27 protein-coding genes are annotated in these 26,129 nt (G+C 40.8%); 16 read left to right on the plus strand and 11 right to left on the minus strand.

Annotated features, from left to right (window positions below; translation table 11 throughout):
* Positions 1 to 33: 33 nt before the first annotated feature.
* Both MHH54_RS05165 and yhfH read right to left on the minus strand, forming a co-directional pair.
* Positions 34 to 1,323: a cation:dicarboxylase symporter family transporter gene (locus tag MHH54_RS05165; RefSeq protein ID WP_003211494.1), complete on the minus strand. Its 1,290-nt coding sequence runs from the start codon at positions 1,321 to 1,323 to the stop codon at positions 34 to 36.
* Between the two features lie 339 nt (positions 1,324 to 1,662).
* Positions 1,663 to 1,800 carry a protein YhfH gene (gene yhfH / locus MHH54_RS05170; protein ID WP_008359029.1) on the minus strand — a complete coding sequence of 46 codons (138 nt, stop codon included), beginning with the start codon at positions 1,798 to 1,800 and terminating at the stop codon, positions 1,663 to 1,665.
* A 156-nt stretch (positions 1,801 to 1,956) separates the two neighbouring features.
* Here yhfH and MHH54_RS05175 point away from each other — a divergent pair, with 156 nt between their 5' ends.
* From MHH54_RS05175 to MHH54_RS05185, 3 genes are all read left to right on the plus strand, one after another.
* Positions 1,957 to 2,700 (plus strand): MBL fold metallo-hydrolase, encoded by a 744-nt coding sequence (locus tag MHH54_RS05175; protein WP_034620060.1) that lies wholly within the window; start codon positions 1,957 to 1,959, stop codon positions 2,698 to 2,700.
* A 2-nt stretch (positions 2,701 to 2,702) separates the two neighbouring features.
* Positions 2,703 to 3,692 (plus strand): lipoate--protein ligase, encoded by a 990-nt coding sequence (locus tag MHH54_RS05180; RefSeq protein ID WP_137054826.1) that lies wholly within the window; start codon positions 2,703 to 2,705, stop codon positions 3,690 to 3,692.
* Between the two features lie 171 nt (positions 3,693 to 3,863).
* Entirely contained in the window at positions 3,864 to 5,417 is a 1,554-nt protein-coding gene (locus MHH54_RS05185) for a fatty acid--CoA ligase family protein (RefSeq protein WP_342500764.1), read from the plus strand.
* An 86-nt stretch (positions 5,418 to 5,503) separates the two neighbouring features.
* Here the strand turns inward: MHH54_RS05185 and MHH54_RS05190 are convergent, their stop codons facing one another.
* Positions 5,504 to 5,911: a sporulation protein gene (locus MHH54_RS05190; RefSeq protein WP_342500765.1), complete on the minus strand. Its 408-nt coding sequence runs from the start codon at positions 5,909 to 5,911 to the stop codon at positions 5,504 to 5,506.
* 177 nt (positions 5,912 to 6,088) lie between these two features.
* Here MHH54_RS05190 and MHH54_RS05195 point away from each other — a divergent pair, with 177 nt between their 5' ends.
* Entirely contained in the window at positions 6,089 to 7,372 is a 1,284-nt protein-coding gene (locus MHH54_RS05195; protein WP_342500766.1) for a M48 family metallopeptidase, read from the plus strand.
* 41 nt (positions 7,373 to 7,413) lie between these two features.
* Here the strand turns inward: MHH54_RS05195 and MHH54_RS05200 are convergent, their stop codons facing one another.
* The 4 genes from MHH54_RS05200 to MHH54_RS05215 all read right to left on the minus strand — a co-directional run bounded on the left by MHH54_RS05200 (position 7,414) and on the right by MHH54_RS05215 (position 12,513).
* Positions 7,414 to 8,559, minus strand: a complete 1,146-nt coding sequence (locus tag MHH54_RS05200) for a S8 family peptidase (protein WP_034620013.1) — start codon at positions 8,557 to 8,559, stop codon at positions 7,414 to 7,416.
* Between the two features lie 388 nt (positions 8,560 to 8,947).
* Complete coding sequence (locus MHH54_RS05205) at positions 8,948 to 9,532, minus strand: histidine phosphatase family protein (protein WP_003212274.1); 585 nt, start codon at positions 9,530 to 9,532, stop codon at positions 8,948 to 8,950.
* Between the two features lie 61 nt (positions 9,533 to 9,593).
* Positions 9,594 to 10,889, minus strand: a complete 1,296-nt coding sequence (locus tag MHH54_RS05210; RefSeq protein ID WP_003211980.1) for a globin-coupled sensor protein — start codon at positions 10,887 to 10,889, stop codon at positions 9,594 to 9,596.
* Between the two features lie 91 nt (positions 10,890 to 10,980).
* Positions 10,981 to 12,513, minus strand: coding sequence for an FAD-dependent oxidoreductase (locus tag MHH54_RS05215; protein WP_342500767.1), 1,533 nt, complete (start codon positions 12,511 to 12,513; stop codon positions 10,981 to 10,983).
* 145 nt (positions 12,514 to 12,658) lie between these two features.
* On the opposite strand from MHH54_RS05215, the gene MHH54_RS05220 reads away from it, so the two are divergent.
* Positions 12,659 to 13,519 (plus strand): SDR family oxidoreductase, encoded by an 861-nt coding sequence (locus MHH54_RS05220; RefSeq protein WP_044140706.1) that lies wholly within the window; start codon positions 12,659 to 12,661, stop codon positions 13,517 to 13,519.
* Between the two features lie 63 nt (positions 13,520 to 13,582).
* Here the strand turns inward: MHH54_RS05220 and MHH54_RS05225 are convergent, their stop codons facing one another.
* Complete coding sequence (locus MHH54_RS05225) at positions 13,583 to 13,813, minus strand: IDEAL domain-containing protein (RefSeq protein WP_003210924.1); 231 nt, start codon at positions 13,811 to 13,813, stop codon at positions 13,583 to 13,585.
* Between the two features lie 288 nt (positions 13,814 to 14,101).
* Here MHH54_RS05225 and MHH54_RS05230 point away from each other — a divergent pair, with 288 nt between their 5' ends.
* The 3 genes from MHH54_RS05230 (at position 14,102) to MHH54_RS05240 (ending at position 16,767) form a co-directional block, all read left to right on the plus strand.
* Positions 14,102 to 14,680, plus strand: a complete 579-nt coding sequence (locus MHH54_RS05230) for a competence protein ComK (protein ID WP_003212419.1) — start codon at positions 14,102 to 14,104, stop codon at positions 14,678 to 14,680.
* Between the two features lie 182 nt (positions 14,681 to 14,862).
* Positions 14,863 to 15,969, plus strand: coding sequence for a D-TA family PLP-dependent enzyme (locus tag MHH54_RS05235; RefSeq protein ID WP_034620012.1), 1,107 nt, complete (start codon positions 14,863 to 14,865; stop codon positions 15,967 to 15,969).
* A gap of 315 nt (positions 15,970 to 16,284) precedes the next feature.
* Positions 16,285 to 16,767 (plus strand): hypothetical protein, encoded by a 483-nt coding sequence (locus MHH54_RS05240; protein WP_003211388.1) that lies wholly within the window; start codon positions 16,285 to 16,287, stop codon positions 16,765 to 16,767.
* A 31-nt stretch (positions 16,768 to 16,798) separates the two neighbouring features.
* Here the strand turns inward: MHH54_RS05240 and MHH54_RS05245 are convergent, their stop codons facing one another.
* Complete coding sequence (locus tag MHH54_RS05245; RefSeq protein WP_342500768.1) at positions 16,799 to 18,238, minus strand: PLP-dependent aminotransferase family protein; 1,440 nt, start codon at positions 18,236 to 18,238, stop codon at positions 16,799 to 16,801.
* A gap of 144 nt (positions 18,239 to 18,382) precedes the next feature.
* Here MHH54_RS05245 and MHH54_RS05250 point away from each other — a divergent pair, with 144 nt between their 5' ends.
* The 3 genes from MHH54_RS05250 to MHH54_RS05260 all read left to right on the plus strand — a co-directional run bounded on the left by MHH54_RS05250 (position 18,383) and on the right by MHH54_RS05260 (position 21,106).
* Positions 18,383 to 19,552, plus strand: a complete 1,170-nt coding sequence (locus MHH54_RS05250; RefSeq protein ID WP_342500769.1) for an MFS transporter — start codon at positions 18,383 to 18,385, stop codon at positions 19,550 to 19,552.
* A gap of 64 nt (positions 19,553 to 19,616) precedes the next feature.
* Entirely contained in the window at positions 19,617 to 19,892 is a 276-nt protein-coding gene (locus MHH54_RS05255; protein ID WP_106032325.1) for a barstar family protein, read from the plus strand.
* A gap of 257 nt (positions 19,893 to 20,149) precedes the next feature.
* On the plus strand, positions 20,150 to 21,106 hold the full coding sequence (locus MHH54_RS05260; protein WP_003212446.1) for an LCP family protein: 957 nt from the start codon (positions 20,150 to 20,152) through the stop codon (positions 21,104 to 21,106).
* Between the two features lie 68 nt (positions 21,107 to 21,174).
* Here the strand turns inward: MHH54_RS05260 and MHH54_RS05265 are convergent, their stop codons facing one another.
* Positions 21,175 to 21,537 carry a hypothetical protein gene (locus MHH54_RS05265; RefSeq protein ID WP_003210969.1) on the minus strand — a complete coding sequence of 121 codons (363 nt, stop codon included), beginning with the start codon at positions 21,535 to 21,537 and terminating at the stop codon, positions 21,175 to 21,177.
* A 115-nt stretch (positions 21,538 to 21,652) separates the two neighbouring features.
* On the opposite strand from MHH54_RS05265, the gene MHH54_RS05270 reads away from it, so the two are divergent.
* Positions 21,653 to 22,306 (plus strand): TVP38/TMEM64 family protein, encoded by a 654-nt coding sequence (locus MHH54_RS05270; RefSeq protein ID WP_050782661.1) that lies wholly within the window; start codon positions 21,653 to 21,655, stop codon positions 22,304 to 22,306.
* Positions 22,306 to 22,818, plus strand: coding sequence for a signal peptidase I (gene lepB, locus MHH54_RS05275; RefSeq protein WP_003212294.1), 513 nt, complete (start codon positions 22,306 to 22,308; stop codon positions 22,816 to 22,818). The genes MHH54_RS05270 and lepB overlap by 1 nt, the downstream gene beginning before the upstream one ends.
* Positions 22,819 to 22,852: 34 nt before the next feature.
* Here the strand turns inward: lepB and MHH54_RS05280 are convergent, their stop codons facing one another.
* Positions 22,853 to 23,998 carry an AbrB family transcriptional regulator gene (locus MHH54_RS05280; protein ID WP_003211629.1) on the minus strand — a complete coding sequence of 382 codons (1,146 nt, stop codon included), beginning with the start codon at positions 23,996 to 23,998 and terminating at the stop codon, positions 22,853 to 22,855.
* A gap of 266 nt (positions 23,999 to 24,264) precedes the next feature.
* Here MHH54_RS05280 and MHH54_RS05285 point away from each other — a divergent pair, with 266 nt between their 5' ends.
* The 3 genes from MHH54_RS05285 to MHH54_RS05295 are packed head-to-tail and all read left to right on the plus strand — an operon-like array spanning position 24,265 to position 25,986.
* A complete protein-coding gene (locus tag MHH54_RS05285; protein ID WP_003210872.1) occupies positions 24,265 to 24,687 on the plus strand; it encodes a BlaI/MecI/CopY family transcriptional regulator in 423 nt (140 codons plus the stop codon).
* On the plus strand, positions 24,680 to 25,519 hold the full coding sequence (locus MHH54_RS05290; protein WP_050945367.1) for a M56 family metallopeptidase: 840 nt from the start codon (positions 24,680 to 24,682) through the stop codon (positions 25,517 to 25,519). The genes MHH54_RS05285 and MHH54_RS05290 overlap by 8 nt, the downstream gene beginning before the upstream one ends.
* Positions 25,520 to 25,575: 56 nt before the next feature.
* Positions 25,576 to 25,986, plus strand: a complete 411-nt coding sequence (locus MHH54_RS05295) for a DoxX family protein (RefSeq protein WP_003211332.1) — start codon at positions 25,576 to 25,578, stop codon at positions 25,984 to 25,986.
* Positions 25,987 to 26,129 lie beyond the last annotated feature (143 nt).

Raw genomic sequence — 26,129 nt, forward strand, 5'->3', positions numbered from 1 at the left:
AAAAAGAACCCCATTTATCGGGGTTCTTTTTCATTAGCTTGAAAGCTGTGTCGGTTCAGGTACATCTTGTCCAGTCATCACGCGATGTCCTTTTTCAGGGTCATATTGCCCTTCCCATTTAGACATCACAACAGCTGCAAGTGCATTTCCTGTTAAGTTAACAACTGTTCGCGCCATATCCATGATACGATCCACACCTGCAATAAATGCAAGACCTTCAGCAGGAACACCAATCGTTCCTAATGTGGCGAGTAATACAACAAAGGACGTACCAGGAACGGCAGCCATTCCTTTAGATGTCACCATCAGCACAAGAACAAGTGTGAGCTGCTGGACGATCGTGAGGTCAATGCCGTATACCTGTGCAAGGAAAAGCGCAGCAATCGCTTGATACAAGACGGAGCCGTCCAGGTTAAACGTATAACCGATTGGGATAACAAAAGAAACAATTCCCTTCGGACATCCAATGCGCTCCATTTTATCCATGACTCTTGGTAAAACTGTTTCAGAGCTTGATGTACTAAAGGCAAGAAGCATTTCGTCTTTCATGTAAGCAAGAAATCTGAAAATATTGACGCCAATCATCTTTCCAATAATTCCGAATACAACGATAAGGAAGAGAGCGAGCGCAAAATAAACAAGACCTACAAGCTTACCTAATGAAATAAGAGATTCAAGACCAAATTTTGATACAGTCACGCCAATGAGTGCGAAGACACCAAATGGTGCAGCTTTCATCACAACATTGACGACATGGAACATGGCGTGTGATACACCTTCAAAGAAGGCGAGCACTGGTTTGCCGCGTTCACCAATGGCAGAAACGCCAAGAGCAAATAGCACAGTGAAGAAAATAATCGCAAGCAAATCACCTTCCGCCAATGATTGGAAGAAGTTCGTTGGAACGATATGAAGGAACGTATCAGCAACTGATTTGCTGCTTTGCTCTTTTTCCGTTTCAACATACTGGCTAATATCTTGTTTTTCCGTATTTCCAAAGTCAACGCCTGCACCAGGTTGAACAAAGTTAGCAAGCACAAGACCAAGGATAATCGCAAATGTTGTGATAATTTCAAAATAAAGAATGGTTCTAAAACCAAGCTTCCCTACCTTTTTACCATCACCGGCACCTGCAACTCCTAAAATTAAGCTAGATACGACAATTGGTATAACAATCATCTTAATGAGTCTTAAGAAGAAGTCTCCAATTGGTTTTAAATAAGTCTCAACGCCTGGGTTACCGAAAAAGATTGCCCCAACAACGACACCGAGAATAAGACCGATTAGGATTTGTGTCGCTAATCCAAATTTTAATTTTTTCATAGATTTCCTCCCTAGCATATTCATTAAAGGAATATTCCCATCATATTAAGTTTTAATATATGAAATAAAGTATAACTAAAATTAAAGAGGTTCGTCCACGATTAAATTATATTAAGAAAATACAAAATTGTTTGAAAAAATGAACATTTAGAACCTCCTTTATTGATTCAAGTCAATAAAAAGTGCCTTCGGAACTAAAACTCATCAGATGAAAATACTAAAAAACCCTTTTAGGACAAGGGTTTTACCTTTTTACCTATTTTTCAGAAAAAATAAAAAGCACTTTTGACTCCAACTGACGACGGAGGAAAAAAGTGCTTTTTAATTCAATTTATTACCTTATTTAAGATAACTTACTTGTGAGCATTCCTCACATTCATTACCGTAACACTCGTGTTGTTCCATTAAATCATTTCCACATTTTGTGCATTTTTTTGAAGGCAAATTTCTAAAAAATTCTGTGATTTTTCCTAGCATTTGTCATCCTCCAATACGTTTTGTTGCTATTATTGTATTATAACAGATTAATAATTGTCAATCTGTTTTGTAACAATAGGCAAGAAGAATGCTTTTTTTATGAAAAATGGGTATATTGTAAGAAGGGGATTTTTAGAAAAGGAGGGAAAAATGACGATGAAATTAACTGTCATTGGATGCTACGGAGGATTCCCGGCCGCTGGTGAAGCGACGTCAGGGTATCTTTTTGAATCAGATGGCTTTCGTCTACTTGTAGACTGCGGAAGCGGTGTTCTTTCCAAACTGCAGCAATACATAGATATAGAAGAACTAGATGCTGTTCTCCTTTCTCATTATCACCACGATCATATTGCAGATATCGGACCACTCCAATATGCGAAGCTAGTGGGATATCATTTAGGAAAAAGCAGCGGTCCGCTTCCGATCTATGGACATACAGGTAATCAAGAAGCATTTGGGCGGCTTGCGGATGATGTACATACTAAGGCAAAGGCTTATCAGCCAGAAGAGGGTATTCAAATTGGTCCATTTCAAATTGATTTTTTGAAAACGGTTCATCCGGCAGAATGCTATGCGATGAGAATTCAGGCGGGGGATGCTGTGGTGGTGTATACAGCAGACTCAAGTTATCAGGAGGCATTTATCCCATTTAGCAAGGATGCAGATCTACTGATTGCTGAAAGCAATTTTTACGCTGGACAGGATGGATCGAGTGCAGGACATATGAATAGTACAGAGGTGGGCAAGCTTGCAAAGGAAGCAAATGTTGGAGAATTGATCATCACCCACCTGCCCCATTTTGGTCGTCATAAAGACCTAGTCAATGAAGCACAGGCGTTATATACTGGCAATATACAGCTTGCCCATTCAGGGCTTAGATGGAACAAGGAAGGAAGATAGAGATGCTGTTTATCGATAACGAACAACATTATGATCCAATGATTAATTTGGCAATTGAAGAATATTGCTTAAAATATTTAGACCCAGAAGAAACGTACTTGCTGTTCTATATTAACCAGCCGTCGATTATTATAGGAAAGAACCAAAATACAATAGAAGAAATCAACACGAAGTATGTGGAAGACAACGGCATCAAAGTTGTCCGCCGCCTGTCCGGTGGTGGCGCAGTTTACCATGACAAAGGAAACTTAAACTTCAGCTTTATCACAAAAGACGATGGGGACAGCTTCCATAATTTTAAAAAGTTTACGGAGCCAGTCATCCAAGCGCTTGAAAAGCTAGGCGTCAAAGCTGAATTAAGTGGCAGAAATGACATCATGGCAGAAGGTCGAAAAATTTCTGGAAATGCCCAGTTCGCAACACGAGGACGTATTTTCAGCCATGGCACGCTGCTATTTGATTCAGAAATTGAACATGTTGTTTCGGCTTTAAATGTGAAAAAAGAAAAGATTGAATCAAAAGGCATTAAATCCATTAGGAGCAGGGTTGCCAATATTAGTGAATTAATGGATCAAAAGATGACAACAGAAGAATTTAGAAAAATTCTGTTAAGCTACATTTTCGATACGAATGGGGATGTTCCTCAATATCAGTTGACTGAGAAGGATTGGGAAAAGATTCACGAGATTTCCCGGGATCGATATCAAAAATGGGAATGGAACTACGGCCGTTCACCGAAATTTAATTTACAGCATTCTAAAAGATTCTCAGCAGGCTCCATTGATCTTCGATTAGAAGTGAAAAAAGGGATGATCCAGGACTGCAAGATCTTTGGTGATTTCTTCGGTGTAGGGGATATTGCTGATATTGAAAAAAGACTCATTGGGCAACAATATGATCGCAAAACGATCAGCGACGTATTAGAAGATATGGACATGCGCCACTACTTCGGCAATGTATCAAAAGAGGATTTTCTTGATTTGATTTATTAAGAGGGACAAGCACGGCTAGAGATAGCGGTGCTTTTTTGATTGAAAGAATTGAAAGCGATTTACATTTGATCTTGTGGATTTTTTCGATTGTCTATTATAATAGAAAGGAGGAATGTTTGGCCATAAAATGAATGGTTATTCATTCATTGATGACATGTAAGGGGTGGGAGAATGGATTTGATCAAAAATCTAGAGCAGACGGCGATGACGAAAGGAGAAGATATCGCACTGATCTTTGAAGGAAATCAGTGGACCTATCGAGAGCTCATGACAAGTATCGAGCGCTTTGCAGATGGATTAGTGGGCGAAGGATTTCAAGCCGGGGATCATATCGCGCTTATTTTAGGAAATTCACCGCATTTTGTCATTTCTTTTTTTGGTGCTTTAAAAGCCGGGCTTGTCGTAGTACCAATCAATCCAACATACACGCCTAGTGAAATTGGCTATATGCTGATTACAGGTGATGTAAAAGGCATTGTTGCCCCTGAACAACTGCTACCAGTGTACGAGCAAGTGTATGAACAGCTTCCGTCTATTGAACGGGTGATTATTTGTGCAGAAATTGAATCTGCGTGCAGATCAAGTTTTAAGGAAGTATCAGATCAACTTGTCTTCTTTGGAAAGCTTGTGTCTGGTCATTCGAAAGAGAACGTGCATCCATCTATTCATCAGGACGATACGGCAGTTATTTTATTTACATCTGGCACGACAGGAAAACCAAAGGGTGCGATGCTGACTCATTTCAACCTGTATTCAAATGCCAGAGACGTTGCTGAGTACCTATCCATTGATGAAAAGGACAAGGTGATCGCCGCATTGCCGATGTTCCACGTATTTTGTTTAACGGTTTGTATGAATGCACCATTGATTCATGGCGCGACCATCTATGTCCTGCCGCATTTCAGCCCATCAGAGCTTTTGCGTATGATGGAAAAAGAGAAGCCAACGTTATTTGTTGGTGTTCCAACTATGTATAACTATTTGTACCGCCAGGAAGGGCATGAGAAAGCAATGTCCTCTGTGAGGATTTGTATATCAGGCGGTGCCTCAATGCCTGTTGCTTTACTTCACGGTTTTGAGAAAAAATTTGGTGTCACGGTGCTGGAGGGTTACGGATTATCAGAGGCTTCCCCAGTAACTGCATTCAATCCTCTTGATGGAAAAAGAAAACCCGGTTCAGTCGGGACCGACATTATGAATGTGAAGAATAAGATTGTGAATGAACTGGGAGAAGAAGTCGGTCCAAATGAAGTCGGAGAGCTCATAGCAAAAGGACCCAACATTATGAAAGGCTATTATCAAATGCCAGAAGATACTGAAGCTGCACTAAGAGACGGATGGCTGTACACCGGTGATTTAGCAAGAAGAGATGAAGAAGGATACATTTATATTGTCGATCGGAAAAAGGATATGATTCTTGTTGGCGGTTATAATGTGTATCCAAGAGAAGTAGAAGAAGTGCTTTATCAACATGAAGCTGTAGCAGAAGCCGTTGTCATCGGTGTGCCAGATCCGAACACCGGAGAGGCTGTCGTCTGTTACATTTCCCCCAAGAAACATGCTCACATCGATCAAGAAGACATCATCACACATTGTTCACGCTTTTTAGCGAAATATAAGCAGCCCCAAACGATCCATTTCATAGATGATATTCCAAAGAACACAACAGGTAAAATTTTAAGAAGAGCACTAAAGGAAAAGTATCAAGCAGAGGAAAGTAAATAAGAAAAGGGGGTCTCTTATGAAGAGACTCCCTTAGTGTGCTAAGGTTCTATCACGCTGATAAGAAGACAAAGGGATAAAATAAAATTTCAGCCCTTTAGAATGGCTTCTTTTAACTGTTTCTGAAAAGAATTAGACTGTTTTTGATTCAGCTCATAATAAGTCCCATCTACTAAAAAAACGACCTGTGAACGGTTTGTCCAAAGCTGAAAGGTGGTGCCGTTTGTTCGGCCGTACATCACCTTGGCGATATAATTTGGTTTCTTTAAATTTTTCTTGAGATGATTGCTTGTTTGTTTGCCTTTGTTTAATTCTTCTATTAAGTCTTCTGCTGTGTCCTTATCATCTATTTCATAAGAAGTGGACTCGTTTTCAGATGAAAGGAGCAATTTTTCAGCTCGATTCTCATCAAAGATTTCGCTCGTCCGGCTGAATACATAAAAGAAGGTAATAAGTAAAAGTCCAAAGATCACAACTCCTGCAAGGATTTTCTTCATTTCGATCCTCCAACTCTCTATTTTATATGTAGCATCTCCGATTTTCGAGTAGCATAATCATTTTTTTCGTGAAAGCTTTTTCAGATAGGGCATGCTATGATGGAGCCACATGAGACAGGTTCTAAACAAAATAATGGATGATTAGAATAGAGAGAGGGATGGAAAGGAGGCTGACCTGTGCGAGTACGTAAATGGGTAGCTCTTGCAACGGTAGCATACATATTGTACGGTCTTTTTATTTATTCTTATTTGTTTCTATTTGGGGATGCAGCGGTTCCTGATAGTGTAAAAGGAACAAGTGCAGATCCGCATACCTTTATGACAAGCCATGAGCTTGTCATCAGCGAGAATTTCTCGAGATTACGTAACTTGCTATTTTTCATGACAATTCCATTAGATTGGTATGTCTTTTTTCTTCTGCTCATTTCAGGGTTTTCACGAAAATTAGAAGAATGGAGCCTGGCAGCAGCTCGTTTCACATTTTTAAGTAAACTTGTATATGTGTTTGTGCTATCGCTTTTGACAATGCTGATCTCACTTCCCATTAAGTGGATTGGTTATCAGCTGTCTTTGCACTACGGAGTATCTGCTCAAAGTACGGCAAGCTGGTTGAAAGATCAAATTCTAGATTTCTGGATTCAATATCCGCTTCTTGCTCTATGTGCAATTGTATTCTTTTGGCTTATTCAAAAAAGAAGAAAGCGCTGGTGGCTGTATGCCTGGTGTTTGACAGTTCCATTCACGCTATTTCTCTTCTTTATACAGCCGGTCGTCATTGATCCGTTATATAACAATTTTTATCCACTAAAGGATCAAGCTCTTGAGAACAAGATCTTAACACTTGCAGACAAAGCTCATATCCCGGCAGGTCATGTATATGAGGTCAATATGTCTGAGAAAACGAACACGATGAATGCTTATGTCACAGGAATTGGTGAAAATAAGCGTATTGTGTTATGGGATACGACACTGCAAAAGCTGAAAGATCGCGAAATTTTATTTATCATGGCACATGAAATGGGACATTACGTCATGAAGCATGTCTATATAGGATTAGCAGGATATCTAGTACTGTCACTTGCGGGATTTTTTGCGATCGACCGTCTCTATTTTTATTTCTATCGTAAAGGAGCAGTTCTATTTCGGCTGAGGGAGCCGCGCGACATCGCTGCTCTTCCGATTCTTCTCATGATTGTATCGATGCTGTCATTTGCAGCATCACCTTTTACAAATGCAGTTTCAAGACATCAAGAACGTGCAGCTGATGAGTATGCGCTAAACCTGACAAAAGACGGAAAGGCAGGGGTGACGTCTTTTCAAAAGCTTGCAAAATCAGGGCTGTCTCAGGTGAATCCGCCACTTTTAGTGAAGGTCTTCCGCTACGGGCACCCAACTATGATGGAGAGAATCATGGAAATGGAAAAAGCAGCGGAAAAAGAGGAAACGTCGAGGAAGCAATAAATAAAAAAATCCGGCTGTATTAGCCGGATTTTATTTATTGTTTAGTTAGAAGCCGCTTGAACGTTGATTAACCCTTTTCCGTAATAGAAGGAGTTACCAAGCGGTGTTGCTGTGTTTTCTAAGCGCTGGCGAACCTGAGAAGTTGATAGATTCGGGTACTTAGAAAGGATAAGCGCTGCTGCTCCTGCTACATGAGGAGACGCCATAGACGTTCCAGTATAAGATGTGTATCCACTGCTTGGTACTGTACTTAAAATAGAAGTACCAGGTGCAGAAACATCTAATTCAGGACCTGCGCTAGAAGACGAATTTCTGACATTGTTGCTGTTTACATTGGCAACGGCAATGGTAGAATCATATTTTGCTGGATAGCCAACTGTACTAGTAGAACCAGTGGAACCTGAGTTACCTGCAGCCGCCACAACAACGACTCCGCGGTTATTCGCTGTATCAACGGCATTTTTAAGCGCTGTTGAACCATTTGGTCCGCCTAAGCTCATGTTGATGACATCCATATTATTGGCTACTGCCCATTCAATACCGCTAATGATCCAGCTATATTGTCCGTCGCCATAGCGGTCTAATACTTTAACAGCATATAGGGAAGCACTTGGAGCGACCCCAAGAACACCAATTGTGTTATCAAGGGCAGCAATGGTTCCGGCTACGTGAGTTCCATGTGATTGAAAGTCTTGGGTGGCATTTGGCTCTGAAGGGACGAAGCTGGCACCGCCTGCAACATTTAAGTCAGGGTGTGCAGCGTGGATGCCCGTATCAAGGACAGCTACTTTGACATTAGCCCCTTTATAACCTTGAGCGTGTACAGCTGGAGCTTTGATTTGAGGGATTCCATAAGGGACGGTTTGTGCATATGCTTCTGCTTTGTGGTCTTCTTCTACGTAAGCAATGCTAGGGTCATGTTCAAGTTTTTTTGCGGCTTGTTCGGACATCTTTACTTGTGCGGCATTAATGAGACGATATTGCTTTTCTAGTTTTCCACCATTTTGAGTGACGGCTTGTTTCTTAGAGCTGTTTGTAGTGGCAGAGGCTTTAAAGCCAACAATATAGCTCTTTTCACTATCTGACTTTGAGACCGTCTCGGCATTTGCCATGGAGCCTCCAAACCCTGCTGAAAACAGAAGAGGGACAGCCAATAAAACACTTGTCATCACATTTTTCTTTTTCACGCACAATCCACATCCCTTTTTTCTTATTTCAGAATAATCATCCGTAGTCTATAAGAATGATCCGTTTGACTATTCTGTATATTCAGTTTAAGGGAAGTAGGCAAATAAGAGTAGACCCGAATTTTTGTGAAAGTCCTAGCGAAAATTGGGGAATTAAGTCACTTGGAAATGATGGTAAAATATGTTTATACTACTATTTCAGCGGCTATCTATTAAAAAGGAAATGTGCTTTTTTTCTTATGATCCATTTTCGGAGAAATATTCGATACCCGAAAAGCCTTAAAATAGGTAGAAACGTCTAGCATCTATTTCGAATTTCGATATAAAAAAATACTATTTTATCATTGTTTTTGTCATTTAAAAAGAACCTGTTTACATAACAGGTTCTTTAAGTAGGAGAGGATTGAGTTAAATGGCTGACCACGTTGTAATCAAGCACCTTCCATTTACCATCTTTCCATTCCACATAATTTAAGCAAGCATTGACGAGCCTCGTGTTCTCAAGACCAAGATGTTCATCCGCTAAGGTGGTGAGTAAAGCATGGATGGCAGCGCCGTGTGCCACGATCAGGACTTGTTGATTCGGATAGGCTGCTCTAACTTTCTCAATGCCTTCTACCATTCGATCTTGAATCGCTTCAAGCGGCTCCATATTTGGATACTGTTTATCTGGAAAAAGCTTTTGGCGCTCCTCAAATGACATGCCTTCAGCATCGCCATAATCACGCTCAATGAAATCATCCATGATGACAAGAGGCGCATCTATATGTTTTAAAATCAAGTGTGCTGTTTCTTTTGCCCTTGTGAGTGGACTGGAAATGACAACATCCCAATGGGCATCCTTCAAATAAAGACCCGTTTGTTCAGCCTGCCATTTACCAGTATCATTTAAAGGGATATCTGTTCGTCCTTGAATTCGTTTCGCTGCATTCCAATCTGTTTCCCCGTGCCTGACTAGGCAAATTGTTGTCAATCAAATCCCGCCTTTTCTATCTTTTCTTCTATTATACTAAAGCAGAAGAAAAAAGACTGGATTAGCGATTTGTGAGACTTGTTAAGGATTCGACTGAGCTGGCAACTTGAGAAACCGTTTGTTTGACTTCCTTCAATTCGTTCAGGAAGGTTTGAAGGTCTATTTCAATTTTTCCATTTTGATTTTTGCTTAAGTTCATGCTGCTGACGATATCATCGAAGAGCGAATTGATTTGAGTCATTTTTTCTTTACTATCTGTCACGAGTAAATTCACGTCCCCAATGTGCTGAGACACAATGGAGATTTGTGAATTGGTATTGTTGACGAGTTCAGATACGGTTGAAACCGTTTTCTTTGTGTCCTCTGATAATTTACGAACCTCGTTTGCGACGACAGCAAAGCCTTTTCCGTGTTCGCCTGCTCGTGCAGATTCGATGGAAGCATTTAAAGATAACAAGTTCGTCTGCTCTGCAATGCCTGTGACAATCCCAAAGATTTGTTCAATCTGTTTGGCGATTTCTTCTAAACGCTTAATTTCTGTTTCAATCTTTGTCATGCTGCCATCAATTTGGTTCATTTGTGTTTGTTGAATCTCTAATTCTTTTTTACCGCCAATCGATTTTTCCTCGACCTGTGCTGAAATTTGCGTGCCAGCTTGCGACATGTCTGCCATCTCATCAGATTTTGATACAAGCTTGTCCACGGCATTTGTTGTGTTTGAGAAGAGAGAAGCAAGTGAATTTGATGTTTCTGTGATTTTTGTATGGAGCTCCTGCTGCTGCTGTTCTGCTTCATCACGAATTTTAGAATATTCATTTTGGAATGTATCAAGGACAAGCTGCTGCTCTAAATTTAAGATTTTTGTCGTCGCTTTGACTGCTGTCTGATATTCTTTGAAATCTTGGATATGCTGAGCAAATAAATCCATAATTGATAGCAGAAGGTCCTGGAATGCAGCCATATACCACTTAGGCTGGAGGCCAATCCGTAAATGAACTTGCGCAATTTTAATTCGTTTTGCCACATAGGCTTCATCAACCACACCTGCAAACATTTCACTAATATGAATGCGGAGTGTTTTTTTCAAACGGTCGACAGAACTATTATCTTGAATGATATGCATCAAGGAAGATTCGACTTCTAAATTTTTATAAAATTTATCAACGATACGTGCAATATCCTCCTGAACAATTGGATTGAGCTGTTTTAAAATAAATAGGTCATGCTGCGTCAGATCTATCATTTTAATTTGTTTCGCGATATCCGTATTGTCAGAAAAGTTGATACGTTTTATCCCATCATCCTGCTGTGTGAAAAAAGCAGTGTTTTTTCTTTTCGTCTCTTTTTTAAATAACAATGTTTTTGTCCCCCTATAATCATCACAAATTATCAGACTTTATATTATCTATCGGATAATATTGGATTTTTTAAAGGGGATCAGTAAAATTTTACTGTTCTTTATAAGACCTTTTTAGTGGTTTCTTTGCTGGGCCTTCTACTACCTCTCCAGTAATGGAGAAACGTGAACCGTGACACGGGCAATCCCAAGTGCGGTCGCTATTATTCCAAGCGACTTCACAGCCTAGGTGAGTACACGTTGTATCGACAAGAAAGATATTCCCATCCTCTGATTTAAAGGCGCCGCATTTTTTATGCTCATACGATACAATGCCGCCTTCACCTGGCTTTAAATCATCAATGGTTTGATCGGTTCGTTTTAATTTACCACTGATCAGCTTGGCAGCGACATTGCTGTTTTCTTTAACGAAATCTTTGACGAAAGAATCAGAAACAGGTCTTGATGGCGTAAAAATGGATTCGTATGGATTCGATTTTCCTTCAATCAAATCACCGATAAGAGTAGCTGCCGCGTGGCTTGTCGTCATGCCCCATTTTCTAAAACCGGTCGCAACGAAGATATTTTGATGGTGCTTGGTTAGGCGGCCAATGTAAGGGATTTGATCCATTGTGACCATATCGTGTGTCGACCAGCGATACAGCACCTCTTCAATTCCAAGGGTAGCGTCTCCAAACCTTTCTAGTCCTTCATAGTGAGCAGATTCATCCCCGCCTTGTCCAGTTTTATGACCTTCTCCTCCGATGAGAACGACTTCCTCACCATGCCATTCTGTCGTTCTTAAAGAATGAGCAGGCTGGTCGATCCCTAAGTACATTCCATCTGGGAGCGGCTTCGTTGTTTTGGCTGCTACCACATAAGATTGCTCTGGGTGAATGCGCGTGAAATAAAGTCCCTTTCCATCATAAAAAGGAAAGTGCGAACAGGATATGATATAGCGGCCTGTCAGGTGATGGTCGTCTTTTGTGACGACAGCAGGGCGGTTTCCTTCTTTTACGTCAACAGCAGTTGTCTGTTCATAAATACGTACACCACGCTCTAGGAGCTGGTCAATGAGTGCATTGAGATAATGAAGGGGATGGAACTGTGCCTGCTGCGTCATTGCTAGGGCAGCCTTGATGTCAGCATCAAAAGGAAGCGCTGTTTTCCATCCCCGATCAATCCCAAGCTGTTTGTAGGCATCTAATTCCTTTTTTAATTTTTTTACACCGCTTTCTTCCTTTGTATAAAGGTACGCATCCTTGACTTCTAGCTGACAATCGATGTCGTACTTTTGGACGCGAGCTTGAATTAGCTCTTTTGCTTTCTCATTTGCTTCTACATACAAACGGGCTTTGGGCATACCAATTTGCTGGATCAGCTCATGGTAGTAAACATCGTGCTGTGAGGTAATCTTAGCTGTCGTATGTCCGGTCGTACCTTGCAGCAGTTGATCAGCATCAATGATGATGACATCCAGCCCGCGTTCTGTCATTTCAAACGCGGTAGCGATACCGGTAATACCACCGCCAACAATGATGACATCTGCTGTGAGATCCTCATCTACTGTAGGAAAAAAATGCTTTTGACTATCCGCTATCCATAACGATTTTGCCTGTTCCAATCCTTTATGTTCTTGCTCCATACTGTCGCCTCCAGTTAGTGACTTGTTGTGTATAATTTTTCCACAATGAAGAAAATCATACATTTGAAAGGAAACTAGTCTGGCATACATAAAAAAATAGCCAACACATAAAAATAAACAAGATAAAAGGAAGGAGTGGTCAGACGTGTCAACAAAGCAGCCGAAGAAAACATTGCCGCCTCAGCATCAAAGTGAGCGTCCAGGTCTTGAATATAAAATGAATCCAAGGCCTGTTTTTGATCGAGAGATGCCGGATAAAAAATTAGCAGGGAAAACAGCCATTGTGACAGGTGGGGACAGCGGGATCGGAAGAGCAGTCTCGGTCTTATTTGCGAAGGAAGGCGCCAATGTCGCCATTGTTTACTTGAGTGAGCACCGTGATGCAGAGGAAACGAAGGACTATATTGAAAAGGCGGGAGGCCGCGCCATTTTAATTGCAGGTGATTTAGGAGATGAGTCGTTTTCAAACGAGGTTGTCAAAAAAACGAAGGATGCATTCGGTTCCATTGATATTTTGGTGAACAACGCCGGGGAACAGCATCCGCAAAAAAGCATTGAACAGATTACCTCACATCAGCTTCTTCGAACATTTCAAACGAATATTTTTGCCATGTTTTACTTAACAAAAGCGGTACTTCCTCATTTAAAAAAAGGAAGCAGTATCATTAATACCGCATCTGTCACAGCCTATAAAGGTCATGAAACCTTAATTGACTATTCATCTACAAAAGGGGCAGTCGTGACATTTACGAGATCATTATCTTTATCGCTCATTAAGCAAGGGATTAGAGTAAACGGGGTAGCTCCGGGACCCATTTGGACACCGCTCATTCCATCGACCTTTACGGAAAAGGAAGTCTCTGAATTTGGCGGAGATGTTCCAATGGAGCGTCCTGGTGAGCCAGTAGAGCTTGCGCCGAGCTATTTATTTTTAGCGAGCGAAGACTCCTCTTATATAAATGGACAAATCCTGCATGTCAATGGCGGAACCATTTTAAATGGATAAACAAAAAACTTGCGGTAAAGAGACGAGTTGCTGCCCTCTTTGCCGCAAGTAAAATCATCATGATTAATGTAAGCAGTGTTCTGCATATTGAGCTGACAGGTCGTTGAATCGTTTTTCATCACGCTGATCCAGTGCCTTATCAATCTCTTCTCTAAGGAAGGTTAAGCGCTGTTTATAAAGCGCCTCATCTAAAACCATTTGAATATAGATGTCTAAAATCGTCACGCCGTTTTCTTCGGTTTTTTGGGTGTTGCGGGACTTCATGAGCTCAGCATACGTTTTTTTCTCTTTCATAAAGAATCCCCCCGATGCCTTTTTTATAGTATATGGATTGGCGAAGAAAAAATCAACAAGAATTTATAATTTTTAGACAATTTATTTTTGAGCGAAATCGACACCTCTTGTCCAATCGACACGATGTGATATATCTTAAAAAAGGCTTTTCGATAGATCGAATGGACTAAATAATACGATAAAAAAATGATTTTTAATAAATTTTGAAAAAATCCTGTCGTTTCTTATATGTTGGTGATAGATTAATAGTATCTAAAATAACCAAAAATTAACACAGGAGGAAATGAAGTGTCAGGAATTAGTGAAACACCTTTAGATTCATACGTCATTAATCAAACAACAATGGCGATCCTTCCGGTTGAAGAAGGAAAAAGAGTATATTCAAAAGTCATAGAAAGAGAGACAAGCTTTTACGTTGAATTAAAACCTCTGCAAATTATTGAACGCAGCTGCCGATTCTTCGGCTCAAGCTATGCAGGCAGAAAAGCGGGAACATATGAAGTAACAGGAATATCCCACAAGCCTCCCATTGTGATTGACTCATCCAATCATCTGTATTTCTTCCCAACCTATTCATCCAACCGTCCTCAGTGCGGCTGGATCTCCCACAAATACATTCATACCTTCCAGGAATCATCCCTCGGAGACACGGTGGTCATCTTTACAAATGAGCAAACCGTCAAACTCGATGTCTCATATAAGTCATTTGAGAGTCAGGTGCACAGAACAGCGTATCTCCGAACGAAATTTCAAGATCGCCTTGATGGTGGTCTTCCTAAAAAACAAGAATTTATGCTGTATCCAAAGGAACAACAGCTCAACCTTGTATACGATTTTATATTAAGGGAGCTTCGGAACAGATATTAACTAAAACCAGCGGCAGCCCAGCCGCTGGACTCCTTATGTTTAGCATATCGTCTTACTTTCTCGAAGAAAAAAACATTGATAATTATATAACAAATTATATAACAAATTATATAACAAATTATATAATTTAAGTACAACGTATAAAATTTTATATAATGAGCGACAGAAAAGGGGATATGATGATGACTTATGATGAACTAGATACACCGGCGCTATTAATTGATAAACAGGTGATGATGGAGAATCTAGCTGCTATGCAGCAATATGCGGACCGTCAGCAAGTCAAACTGCGTCCTCATACGAAAACACATAAAACACCTAGTCTTGCGAAGGTGCAGGAGGAGATGGGCGCATCTGGCTTAACTGTAGCGAAAGTAGGGGAAGCAGAAGTGATGGCGGCGCATGGGCTAACAGATATCTTTATCGCCAATCAAATTGTAGGTGAGACAAAGCTGAAGCGAATTCGAAAGCTGGCAGAGTCGATACACATTTCATTTGGAATAGATTGTGTAGAGCATGTGCATCAAATTGAAGATGTCTTTCGTGGAGCAGAGAAAAAAGCGGAGGTTTTAATTGAGATAGAGGTTGGAGAAGAGAGGTCTGGTGTCATTGAAGAGAGTGATTTCCGTCAAATCTTGCAGGCGATAAAAACATGTGAGTTCGTTCATTTAAAAGGGATTTTTTCTCATGATGGTCATACATACAAGGCGGAAAGTAAAGCGCATTGTCAGACATTATATGAAGACGCTGTGAATCGAACGCTTCGATTTGCACAGATTGCAAAAGAATCAGGCATGCTGCTAGAGGTAGTGAGCATAGGTTCAACACCACCGTTCTTATTTCAATTTGATATTCCAAAGGGAGTGACCGAAATCCGCCCAGGCACATACATCTTCATGGATGCCTCTCAGTCCAATGTGATCGGCACTTTTTCACATTGTGCAGCAGCCGTCCTGACGACAGTCATTAGTAAGCCAACAAATACTCGTGTCATTACAGATGTTGGAGCCAAAGGGCTCACGGCTCAAACCCGTACAAAAGGGCTGACGAAAACAAAGGGACTAGGCAAGGTAAAAGACTTTGATGATGTATTTGTTTCCAGTGTATTTGATGAGCATGCCATCATTTATCACGAAGGCTTCCGTCAGACTGTCCAGATCGGTGAGAAGGTGCAAATCATTCCAAATCATATTTGTCCCGCTGTCAATCTTCATGAAAAAGCCTATCTCATCCAAGATGGTGAAGTAGTCGAAGAGCTTGACATTGCTTGTAAAGGTAAACTTCAATAAATCAACAGGACAAGGCGACTTCGTTGGGGCATCATTATGATGACACGACAACATCCACCATGCACATGAATTTGTTGAAACCAAATCCATATATCCAGTCGTCTATTGAGTGTGTATCGGTAGACTGTCCACCAAATGACAGAGAAATGTGGATCCTTAGACGTATTTTCAAGCAATTATTCATAAATCACAGAAGTGACACGAGCCGTCTGTTACAATAAAAGAAATCATTTCTTGCAAAGTGTTCGTATGTGGTAAAGGCTCCTCCTATTTTGACCGATATGAACGAATGGGAATAAGAAATGGAGGCTCTGTATGAAAAAACAATCGCAATTGCTGCTGCTATTCACCTTGATAGTGACCTTACTAGCAGCCTGTCAGCAAGCAGGTCAATCGCCTTCAAAACAAGACACAAAAGAAGCTGCGTATGAACAATGGGTTCAGCGTTATATGGATGAGTTAAATGAAGCTTATGAAAACATGACCGACCAATTTATTTCAGATGGACAGGGAAAGATCCAAGTAAATAAAAAATTGAAAAAGGCGACGAAAGCCTTTGATCGTGTGATTCAAAAGGGGCTTGCTCATCAAGAAATTCCAGCCGCTTATCAAAAGGCAGATGAACAATTAAAGACAGGTCTTCATTCATTTGAAAAAGGAATTGGTCAGGTGGAGCAGCTATTAAAGCGCCCAGATCAAGAAAAGCTGTTTATTTCCGCTACTCATCATCTACAAGATGGATTGCAGAGGGCAGCTGCATTTATTGAAGAAGTCGGCCGCATTCAGCAATCAACGTAAAAAGCTTGGAAGGCGGACTTCCAGGCTTTTTTTACATATAAAGTATTTGCTTTAAGCGGCGCACACCTTCTTGAATCATGTTTTCGTCCGTACAGGCGAAGCCTAGCAGTAATCCCTTTCGATTGCTCTCAAAACAATAAGGACTTAATGGATAAATGCCAATGCCTGCTGCTTTTGCTGCCTCAATACTGCCTTTTTCGTCAAAGTCTGGCGCTCCTTCTAAAAAGACATGAAGACCCGTATCTGTTCCATAAATATGAAAGTGCTTGTCAAATTGTTGTGTTAAAAGGGCATCCATCATGGCAGCCTGTCTTTTTTTATATAGCTGTCTCATTCGCCTGACATATCGCGTGAATTCTCCTTCTCTGAAAAAAGAGGCGAGTGTGATCTGTTCCATAATGGGCAGCTGTCTTTGAATGAGTGATTGCAAGGAAGCGATTTCTTTTATGACCGCTTTGGAGCCGATAATGGCAGCAAGGCGGATGCCGGGTGCCAGCACTTTGGAGAAGCTTAAGATATAAATCACATGGCCTGATGCTTCTGAAAATAAGGAAGGAAGCGGTCCGCCATGATAACGATAATCTCCATCAAAATCATCTTCCAGTATATAAGACTGATGACTGACAGCAAATTTTAGCAGTTGCTGCCTTCTGCTCACACTCATACATACACCGGTTGGACGCTGATGGGAGGGCGTCACCGCAATCAGCTTTGTTCTTCGTGGTAATGTATTCACCATAATTCCTTCGTCATCGACGGGCGCGGGATAAATGTTCATTTCACGATGCATAAAGGAAAGCCTTGCTCCAGGAAAGCCTGGATCTTCAACAGCTACTGTATCGCCTTTTTTAAGCAATACCTGTGAAATCAAATCAATGGCTTGCTGCGTGCCACCTGTTAACACGATTTGATCCTCCTCTACATCAATGCCGCGTTCTACAGATAAGTATTGGCGTATTTCTGAACGTACTTCCCATAGGCCATGCGGGGAGGAATAGCCCCAATCTTTCATCTCTAATCGCTGTAATGCTTTTGTGAGCGAGCGTTTCCATATGTTTTGGAAATGTTCATCGATGGCTGGTTCCTGATGACGAAAATCAATATCAAGCTTCTCATGAAATTGATTGGCCGACAGCCAGTGGTTCATTTGTTTCTCCGCCTCTTGAAAGTGTGGTCTTACCAGAAGAGGAAAAGGCGGCTCACCTTGATGGGGAGCGGAGGCCGCATAGTGGTCACTCGAAATGACCTTCGTACCGCCTCTTCTAGATGTGCTGACATATCCTCTTGCCAGCAGTTCATCATAAGCAAGCTGTATAGTTGATCTTGATACATTGAGCTCCTGTGCTAATACGCGTGTCGGTGTTAACTGATCATGAGGATGCAGTTTTTTGGAATGAATTTGTTGAATGATCCCAGTCACGATTTGCTGCCAGAGCGGTGTAGTACTTGAGCGGTCTAAATAAATATACATCGGACACCTTCTCTCATTGTCACATATAACATGATGATGACACGGAAATATGGAGTGGTCAATAGCATCATTTTTGGATATAGAAAGTAAGCCAAAAGGTGTGTACACTGTTCTCATATGCTTATGACTAGAGGAGAGAGTGAAATGATCCCTGCAGCTAAAGAAGAAACCGCACACCTATCCATCATTCCATTTATATTCGTTTTATTTGGTCTTTTTATGATTACAACCGCAGTGAATCTGCAGGTGCCCCTTTATACGTTGTATGCCGAACAAGCAGGGTACGGAAAGGCGGCGACAGCCCTTGTATTTGCTGCATATGTCTTCGGACTGATTCCAGTTTTACTTTTTCTTGGCGGGATATCTGACCGGGCTGGACGCAAACCGGTTTTATTGGTCGCACTTAGTTTTTCGTTATGTGCTACCTTATTGATGATCGTACATCCTACCATTCAGATGCTCTTTTTGGCGCGGCTGCTGCAAGGGGTGGGGCTTGGCCTGAGTGTTGGCACATGCACTGCTTATTTGATTGCTTTATATCCAGAAAAATCAAGCTGGATTCCAACTTTTATTGCGTTATGCAGTTCGGTTGGCTTTGGGGGCGGTGCTCTTTTTACGGCACTTCTTTCTTTTCAGTATGTGACGCTTGCGCCGCTTAGTTATTGGATTGTGATGGGCTTTTTAATCCTAACGATCGTGGGTGTCTTTTTTTTCGTTCCGCCTGTACAAGGAGATGCAGATAAACCGATGATGAACATGCCAACATTTCCAAAAGGAACAATGCCAGCGAATGCAGCGATTGCTGTCGCGTGGTCAGTGTGCGGCCTTGTGATTTCGGTTTTGCCAGCACAGCTTAAATTGAATGGATATGAATTATGGTTAGGACCGGCACTGTTTTTGATTAATATGGCAGGTGTCCTGATGCAGCCTTTTGTTCGCAAAATGAATAGCACAGCAGCGCTCCTTGCCGGATTTATCTGTCTTCCATGTGGATACGGTCTCTTGCTATTTGGAGCAAATAGTGGATCCATCATTCTTGTGCTTGCCGGAACGATGCTTGCGGGTACTGCCTGCTATGGATTTACTTATTTAGGCGGTCTTCAGCTTATTGTCGAGCGGGGAAAAAAGGAGGCAGCTAGAGCCGTTGCCGGGTTTTATTTGTTTGCCTATTTAGGTCTGGGTCTTCCAAGTGTTTTTGTCGGGCTCTTCGCTGATCTGTTCGGAACTCAGATGGTGTTAACCGTCTTTTTCTTGGTCGTTTTGGCAGCTTGTCTCATCCTTTTGATGTCAAGTGTCAGACAGAAACAAAAGTGAGGAGTCTTGCTTTCTCTTTTGTCTTCCATTCGTTTAAAATAAAGGCATGAGAGGGGAAGATGACATGAAAAAAGTGCAGCTGGACGGCGCGTCGTGCAGGTCGCAAGAAGAGCTTCATGACCAACTAAAAAAAGTTTTACACCTTCCTGACTACTACGGGAAAAATCTCGATGCCCTATGGGACTGTTTGACAGGAGAAGTAAATCTGCCAGTAGAGCTGACATGGGTGAATTTTGACACGAGCAAGGACGCTCTTGGCGAGTATGCAGAAAGCGTAAAGCAGTTATTTCAAGAAGCAGAAGAGGAATTGAAGGGACAATTTCAAGTGAGTTTTCAATAATGGTGAAAAAGCAGCCGACATTAGAGGCTGCTTTTTTCTGAATTTTCTCCTGCGATGATATGGATGTAGACAATGCTAATTATACGGAATCATTTAAAAAGAACACTACCGGCAGATTAAAAGATTGAGTTATCTGAGTTTTAAATTTTTTTAATTGTGGATTCATAAAAATATGTTGCGTGCAGGAAACTTTCGTTAAAATATGTTATAGTGGAACCTACATTGATAGACTAAGATAGAGTGAGGGTTCGGAAAGGATGAAGGAGAAAACAAGATCAAAAAGAAGGCTGAGACCTTGGGTGAAAGTCGTGCTGTTTATCATGGCATTTGTCATGGTGATGGCAATATCTGTGACAGGATATGCTTACTATAAAATTTCAAAAGCGTCGAATAAGGCGCAAGTGTCATTAGAAAGAGGAGACACCTCGCAAAAGCGTGTGAAAGCTTTTGATCCAGGAAAGGACAGCTTCTCGGTCCTGCTGCTTGGAATTGACAGCCGTCCAGGTGAAACGGTAGACGAAGCAAGAAGTGATGCGGTCTTACTGGCGGCTGTGAACCGAACAGAGAAAACCATCAAGCTCCTCAGTATTCCTCGTGATTCTTATGTAGATATTCCGGGAAGAGGATATGATAAAATCGCCCACGCCCATGCGTTTGGGAGTGCAGATTTGTCAGTCAAAACGGTCGAAAACCTGTTGAACATTCCTGTAGACTATGTGATTTCAGGGAACTTTAAGGCGTTTCAAGACATTGTAGATGAGCTAAACGGAATTGACGTAACGATTGAAGATGAAGGTATCGCAAAACAAATGGAAAAGGATTCAAAAGGGAAAGTTCATGTGCAAACAGGAACACATACGTTAAATGGTGAAGAAGCATTAGCCTTTGTGAGAACAAGAAAGGCAGACAGTGACCTTATGCGCGGGAAGCGCCAAATGGAAGCACTTCAAGCCATCTTTGAAAAATCTAAATCCATTTCTTCGATCCCATCCTATGACAACATCATTGATACACTTGGTGACAATGTTTCAACCAATCTGTCCATGAAGCAGTTTATCGGTCTTTTCCCGTTATTGAGCTCATTGACATCAGTAGATACCATTCAGCTAAAGGGCCATGATTATCAGCCTGGGAATGTGTATTACTTTGAGTTAGATGGCGCTGGATTAGAAGAAGTGAGAACAGAGCTGAGAGAACAGCTTGAATTATCATAAATAAGAAGGAGCCTGCCGCTGTGGCAGGCTTTTTGCTTTGAATGGGGAAGCGCGACAATGAAGCCAATTCAATTCGCTTGATGAAGAAAATACCGAGTCAGTAGTTCCTCTACCCGGTGACGTATACGTGGATTAAAGTATTTATGTTTTTCTTCATAGCCATCCATGATAAATAGATACGTTGTAAATCCTTCATCGTGTTCGATTTGCTGTACCTTCATTTTTTCTTTACGTAAATGCTGCTTTAGTTCATAAAGTGCTTTCTGGGCTTCCTTTAAGGCGGAGGTCACAAGCTGAATGTATGGTTCATTTAGTTTAAATGTTTGATGTTGTTTTAAGTGAGTCAAATCACGATTGAGGATGGAGACGACCATTGGAAGAAAGATGGCCTGTTCCATCATCTGAAGCTGTATTCTTGATAGTCTCGTCATGTCCAAGCCTGCTTTCTTTCTTGATAGAACACATGTTCTTATTTATTATACCGAATGAGTCAAATAATCTCAAGGGGGGGGATTCATTTGTATATTTTTATGTTTTCCATGTAAAATGAAAAGTAGACAAACCTTGAAGGAGTCAAACAAGTTGACATCATTTCTTTCCCTATTTACTCACGAAAATATCACATCATTTTTTGAGAGCTACAAGGCCTTTGGACCGATTGTGGCCATATTGCTCCCTTTAATAGAAGCATTTCTTCCGTTTTTACCACTCGTTGCGTTTGCTGTAGCGAATGCAAATGCATTCGGCCTTTGGGAAGGATTTTTATTGACCTGGATTGGTGCAAGTGCAGGGTCTATTCTTGTCTTTTTACTGATCAGAAAATTTGGACAGATGAGAATGCTCAACTTTATCAGCAGGCATCCTTCCATTAAAAAATTGATGCTTTGGGTGGAGAAGCGGGGATTTGGTCCATTATTTATTTTACTTTGCTTTCCTTTCACACCCTCTGCTGCCGTCAATGTTGTAGCAGGTTTATCAAGAATTAGCTTTTGGCAATTCTCATTAGCTACTTTATCTGGTAAGTGTGTCATGCTTTTTATCATTAGTTTTATTGGTTATGACCTCTCTGCTTTAGTTAAGAATCCGTTAAGAAGTATTTTTGCGGTTCTAGTTATTGCAGTATTATGGTATGTTGGAAAGAGAGTAGAAAATAGGTTAAACATTCGAATGAGTAAACGTGAGGACAAAGGAGGCTCTTAATGAAAAAGAAGCCATTGCTATGGTTGATGATTATTACAGGCATCGTCTTATTGTTCCAAGTCAAGAATTTCATGTTTGTCACATATAAAGTAGAAGGGGTTAGTATGGACCCAACTTTTACAGATGGAACAGAATTATTAATCAATAAGTTCTCGCCAAAACTCACGAAAATTAGCCGGTTTGATTATGTATTATTTCACGGACCTAAAAATCAAATCTTGATCAAGCGGGTCATTGGACTCCCAGGAGAAACGATCAAGTATGAAGATGATCAGTTATTTGTCGATGGTGAAAAAAAGAAGGAACCTTATTTAAAAAAGCAGAAACAACATAAAATGGGGAACGTTCTGACAGGGGATTTTCAGCTGAAAGCCATCACAGGAGACGATAAAATCAAAAACAATCATTACTTTGTGGTCGGAGATAACCGAATACATAGCTTCGACAGCCGGCATTTTGGCACCATTTCAAAGGATCAAGTTGTCGGTGTTAAAAGAAATACCAGCGAATAAAAAAAGGCGCTCTGCACATGCAAAGCGTCTCTTTTTATTTTGCGGCTTTATAATCAGGCTGCCTTTTTGCCCATACGTGATGTAAGAAGCGGAAAAACGGTGGCAGCATTGCAATGACGAGAATAATTCTGACGACTTGTACAGCCACAACAAAGGTAGAATCCTCGTGCAGTGTGACTGCTGTTGTTGCCATCTCTGCAATACCGCCAGGCGAAAAAGCAAGAATGGCTGTAATGACAGAAATACCTGTGATCTCAGCGATGGCAATAGAGCTGAGGACAGTCGCAGCAATTAGCCCAGCTGAGCTGACGACAGCCACAATGAGAGTGTTTTTTAGCCCGACAAACATTTCTTTATTCATTTTTGAACCGATGGTTGCACCTAGAAATACTTGAGACGCAATGTTCGCTTGTGCCGGCCAATAAGGAATCAAATCATAACCTATGAGTGCGCCCGCACCAACTTGAAGAGCTGCGACGCCTAGCATGCTGCCGATCAGCCAAGGAGCAGGGAAATGAAGACGAACTGCTAGGCGTGACATGAGCCAGGCACCTAAAATAAGCGCAGCGGTCCAAGAGATGTTTGAAAGGGTGAAAACACCCGAAGAAAAAGCGCTCCCTTGCGTAACTACAGCCACATCCGCTTGGTTTTTTGTATTTAAATAAAACACTGTAAATGGGATAGTGAGTACAACCATTAATACACGTATCGTTTGCACGAGACTCACAACAGCTGTATTGGCTCCCACCTCTTGGGCAATGCCCGGCATAGCGGATAAACCGCCGGGGGCAGTTCCGACAAAGCTTGTCAGCATATCTGTTTTGCTCAGCTTCCATAAGACAAAGCCTGAGAGCATCGCCAGTAGAATAGAAAAGACGAGCATGAAACTCACAGGGAGCCAATTTTCAGCGAAAATGTGAAGGACCTTCATATTCATTTTCTGTCCGAGTTCGATTCCGAGAATGAATTGACCAAGGAGCAGCCATCTGCTGTGAATACGTAAGGTGCTAGTTCCTTTACGCTGAAACAGGGTGGGGCGGCGCATAGCAATAAAAGCTGCGGTGATTAATGTACCTACCATCCAGCCAATGGACATACCTGTTAAAGACAAAAGAAATCCACCTAAACCGCTTATCGCAATGAGAATGAGATCGGTTCGAAGGCTGTTTCCTTGTTTCATCACATGTAAACCTTCTTCCTATATGTTTGTTCAGTAAGTGAAATGTTGTTAACTTCACTATAATACAAAAGTCTCTATAAATAAAATACGAATTTTTTCACTATTTTCATAAGATTATCTTATCACTAAATGATTAGTACATTTTTATAAAGAAAGATATCATTTTTACCAAAAACAAAGTCTATATACAACGATTTTCCCCTATTTATGTTATCGGTTGACTATCATTTTCAATTACACTACAATGCTTAGTGTGAGGTGATAACATGAAAATTCCTTCTTTTAAATATAATGAAAAGGGATTGAATCGTTTTTTTGGTCCTTTAGAGGGAAGAATTATGGAGATCCTTTATGAGGGTGAGGATATGCCGATTAAAGAGGTGCAGCAAAAGCTGTCAGATGAGAAGCCGATTAATTTCAACACCGTGATGACTGTGCTGAACCGCTTAACCGAAAAAGGAATTGTGGAGAAAAAAACAAAAGGGCGCTCATCTATTTATAATCCTATTTTAACAAAAGAAGAATTTCTAAATGAGCAAACAAAATGGATTACACAAGGATTGATGGATGATTTCGGTCCACTGGCAGTGAATCATATGGTGGATGCGATTGAAAGTGCTGATCCTGAATTACTCAAAGTACTAGAAGCACGGCTAGCATCTAAAAAAGAGGAGCAGCAAAATGAATAAAATGAAGTCGAGTCTGCTGTTTTCAGGCGGTATATTGATTGGTTTAGCCATTTTTTATCAGATGGGGTATTACGTGCTTTCAAGCTTTTTTGGCTGGAATCAAGCATATAACCTGATCCATGTATGCCAGTCTGTGCTCGAATTCTATGGATTCACTCCTTTAAAATACTTTCTGGATGCCTTAGTCCTCTACACATTGGGTTTTGCGATTTTTTATATGACGAAACAAATCAAAAAGTACATTCAATTCAAGCAAAATCTGATGCTTGCAGTCGATCACCAGTCGACCGAATCTTTATCTGAGAAATATGCTAATGACATCATCGTGTTTCATTGTCATGAACCGCTTGCTTTTGCAATGGGGATGCTTCACCCAAAGGTTTATTTATCAACAGCTCTCATGGACATGCTGGATGAAGAAGAGATTGACGCTGTAGTTCATCACGAATTGCATCACAAATACAGCTATGATCCTTTAAAGGCTTTCATGTTCTCAATGCTCACAAAAGTCATTTGGTACATTCCAGTGTTAAAGCATATGAGACAAAGCTACTCTGTTTTTCGTGAAGTGATTGCAGATGACTATGCCATTCAGAAGACAGGTACTGAGCTTGGAGTAGGGCAGGCCCTTTTGAAGCTGATTAAAAAGAGAACCCAGTTTCAAAAACAAACAAAGTTTGCGGTGTCCTTTGGGGATCGGGCATTGAATTTAAGAATACAAAAAATTTTAAATCCAACTTACAATATTCCTTTTAATGTACCAATGATTCCAATCGTCACTTCAGCCATTCTGATGGTGGTCTTAATGATTATGCTCAACCTTAATTACTAATTTTTTTACTTATTAACATTACATTGTGTAGTGTAAAAACAGGAGGAAATCACTATATGAAAACAAATCAAGAAATAGGAACACTTTTTGTACGCGTTATTTTAGGTATTATTTTCTTTTTACATGGGCTTCAGGCATATCAAGGAGGGCTGGGAGGCACAGCAGCATTCTTCGGACAAATCGGTGTACCTGAATTTATGGCATATATTGTAAAGACAATTGAGCTAGTCGGTGGTATTGCCTTGATTTTAGGTCTAGGAACACGTATTTTCGCAGCATTATTTGTACCAATTATGGCTGTAGCGATTATCACTGTTGGTTTTTCTAAAGGATTTGTTGGTGGCTATGAATTTGAACTTTCGCTGCTCGTCATGGCGCTTTATTTGACTCTTAGCGGCAGTAAGCTGTTGTCAATTGATGGAATACTCAAGCATCAGCAGCAAAGCAATGAAGCAAAATTTCATTAAAAGATCATGAAAAAACTCCTTCTGCTATTTTGGGCAGAGGAGTTTTTTAATGGTCAAATTCTCATTTTCTTGTTTGAAAATAAGGAAGGGATGTGAGGCTTTGCTACATTTAGCGCTTTCTTTAATAGATTGAATGAACGAAA

The sequence above is a fragment of the Bacillus sp. FSL K6-4563 genome (assembly GCF_038630405.1).
Taxonomy (GTDB): domain Bacteria; phylum Bacillota; class Bacilli; order Bacillales; family Bacillaceae; genus Bacillus; species Bacillus pumilus.

Excerpts from the sequence above, each read along its gene's own strand:
- MHH54_RS05165 (WP_003211494.1), bottom strand. The coding sequence starts at position 1,323 with ATGAAAAAATTAAAATTTGGATTAGCGACACAAATCCTAATCGGTCTT.
- yhfH (WP_008359029.1), bottom strand. The coding sequence starts at position 1,800 with ATGCTAGGAAAAATCACAGAATTTTTTAGAAATTTGCCTTCAAAAAAA.
- MHH54_RS05175 (WP_034620060.1), top strand. The coding sequence starts at position 1,957 with ATGAAATTAACTGTCATTGGATGCTACGGAGGATTCCCGGCCGCTGGT.
- MHH54_RS05180 (WP_137054826.1), top strand. The coding sequence starts at position 2,703 with ATGCTGTTTATCGATAACGAACAACATTATGATCCAATGATTAATTTG.
- MHH54_RS05185 (WP_342500764.1), top strand. The coding sequence starts at position 3,864 with ATGGATTTGATCAAAAATCTAGAGCAGACGGCGATGACGAAAGGAGAA.
- MHH54_RS05190 (WP_342500765.1), bottom strand. The coding sequence starts at position 5,911 with ATGAAGAAAATCCTTGCAGGAGTTGTGATCTTTGGACTTTTACTTATT.
- MHH54_RS05215 (WP_342500767.1), bottom strand. The coding sequence starts at position 12,513 with ATGGAGCAAGAACATAAAGGATTGGAACAGGCAAAATCGTTATGGATA.
- MHH54_RS05225 (WP_003210924.1), bottom strand. The coding sequence starts at position 13,813 with ATGAAAGAGAAAAAAACGTATGCTGAGCTCATGAAGTCCCGCAACACC.
- MHH54_RS05235 (WP_034620012.1), top strand. The coding sequence starts at position 14,863 with ATGACTTATGATGAACTAGATACACCGGCGCTATTAATTGATAAACAG.
- MHH54_RS05240 (WP_003211388.1), top strand. The coding sequence starts at position 16,285 with ATGAAAAAACAATCGCAATTGCTGCTGCTATTCACCTTGATAGTGACC.
- MHH54_RS05245 (WP_342500768.1), bottom strand. The coding sequence starts at position 18,238 with ATGTATATTTATTTAGACCGCTCAAGTACTACACCGCTCTGGCAGCAA.
- MHH54_RS05250 (WP_342500769.1), top strand. The coding sequence starts at position 18,383 with ATGATCCCTGCAGCTAAAGAAGAAACCGCACACCTATCCATCATTCCA.
- MHH54_RS05255 (WP_106032325.1), top strand. The coding sequence starts at position 19,617 with ATGAAAAAAGTGCAGCTGGACGGCGCGTCGTGCAGGTCGCAAGAAGAG.
- MHH54_RS05260 (WP_003212446.1), top strand. The coding sequence starts at position 20,150 with ATGAAGGAGAAAACAAGATCAAAAAGAAGGCTGAGACCTTGGGTGAAA.
- MHH54_RS05265 (WP_003210969.1), bottom strand. The coding sequence starts at position 21,537 with ATGACGAGACTATCAAGAATACAGCTTCAGATGATGGAACAGGCCATC.
- MHH54_RS05270 (WP_050782661.1), top strand. The coding sequence starts at position 21,653 with ATGAAAAGTAGACAAACCTTGAAGGAGTCAAACAAGTTGACATCATTT.
- lepB (WP_003212294.1), top strand. The coding sequence starts at position 22,306 with ATGAAAAAGAAGCCATTGCTATGGTTGATGATTATTACAGGCATCGTC.
- MHH54_RS05280 (WP_003211629.1), bottom strand. The coding sequence starts at position 23,998 with ATGAAACAAGGAAACAGCCTTCGAACCGATCTCATTCTCATTGCGATA.
- MHH54_RS05285 (WP_003210872.1), top strand. The coding sequence starts at position 24,265 with ATGAAAATTCCTTCTTTTAAATATAATGAAAAGGGATTGAATCGTTTT.
- MHH54_RS05290 (WP_050945367.1), top strand. The coding sequence starts at position 24,680 with ATGAATAAAATGAAGTCGAGTCTGCTGTTTTCAGGCGGTATATTGATT.
- MHH54_RS05295 (WP_003211332.1), top strand. The coding sequence starts at position 25,576 with ATGAAAACAAATCAAGAAATAGGAACACTTTTTGTACGCGTTATTTTA.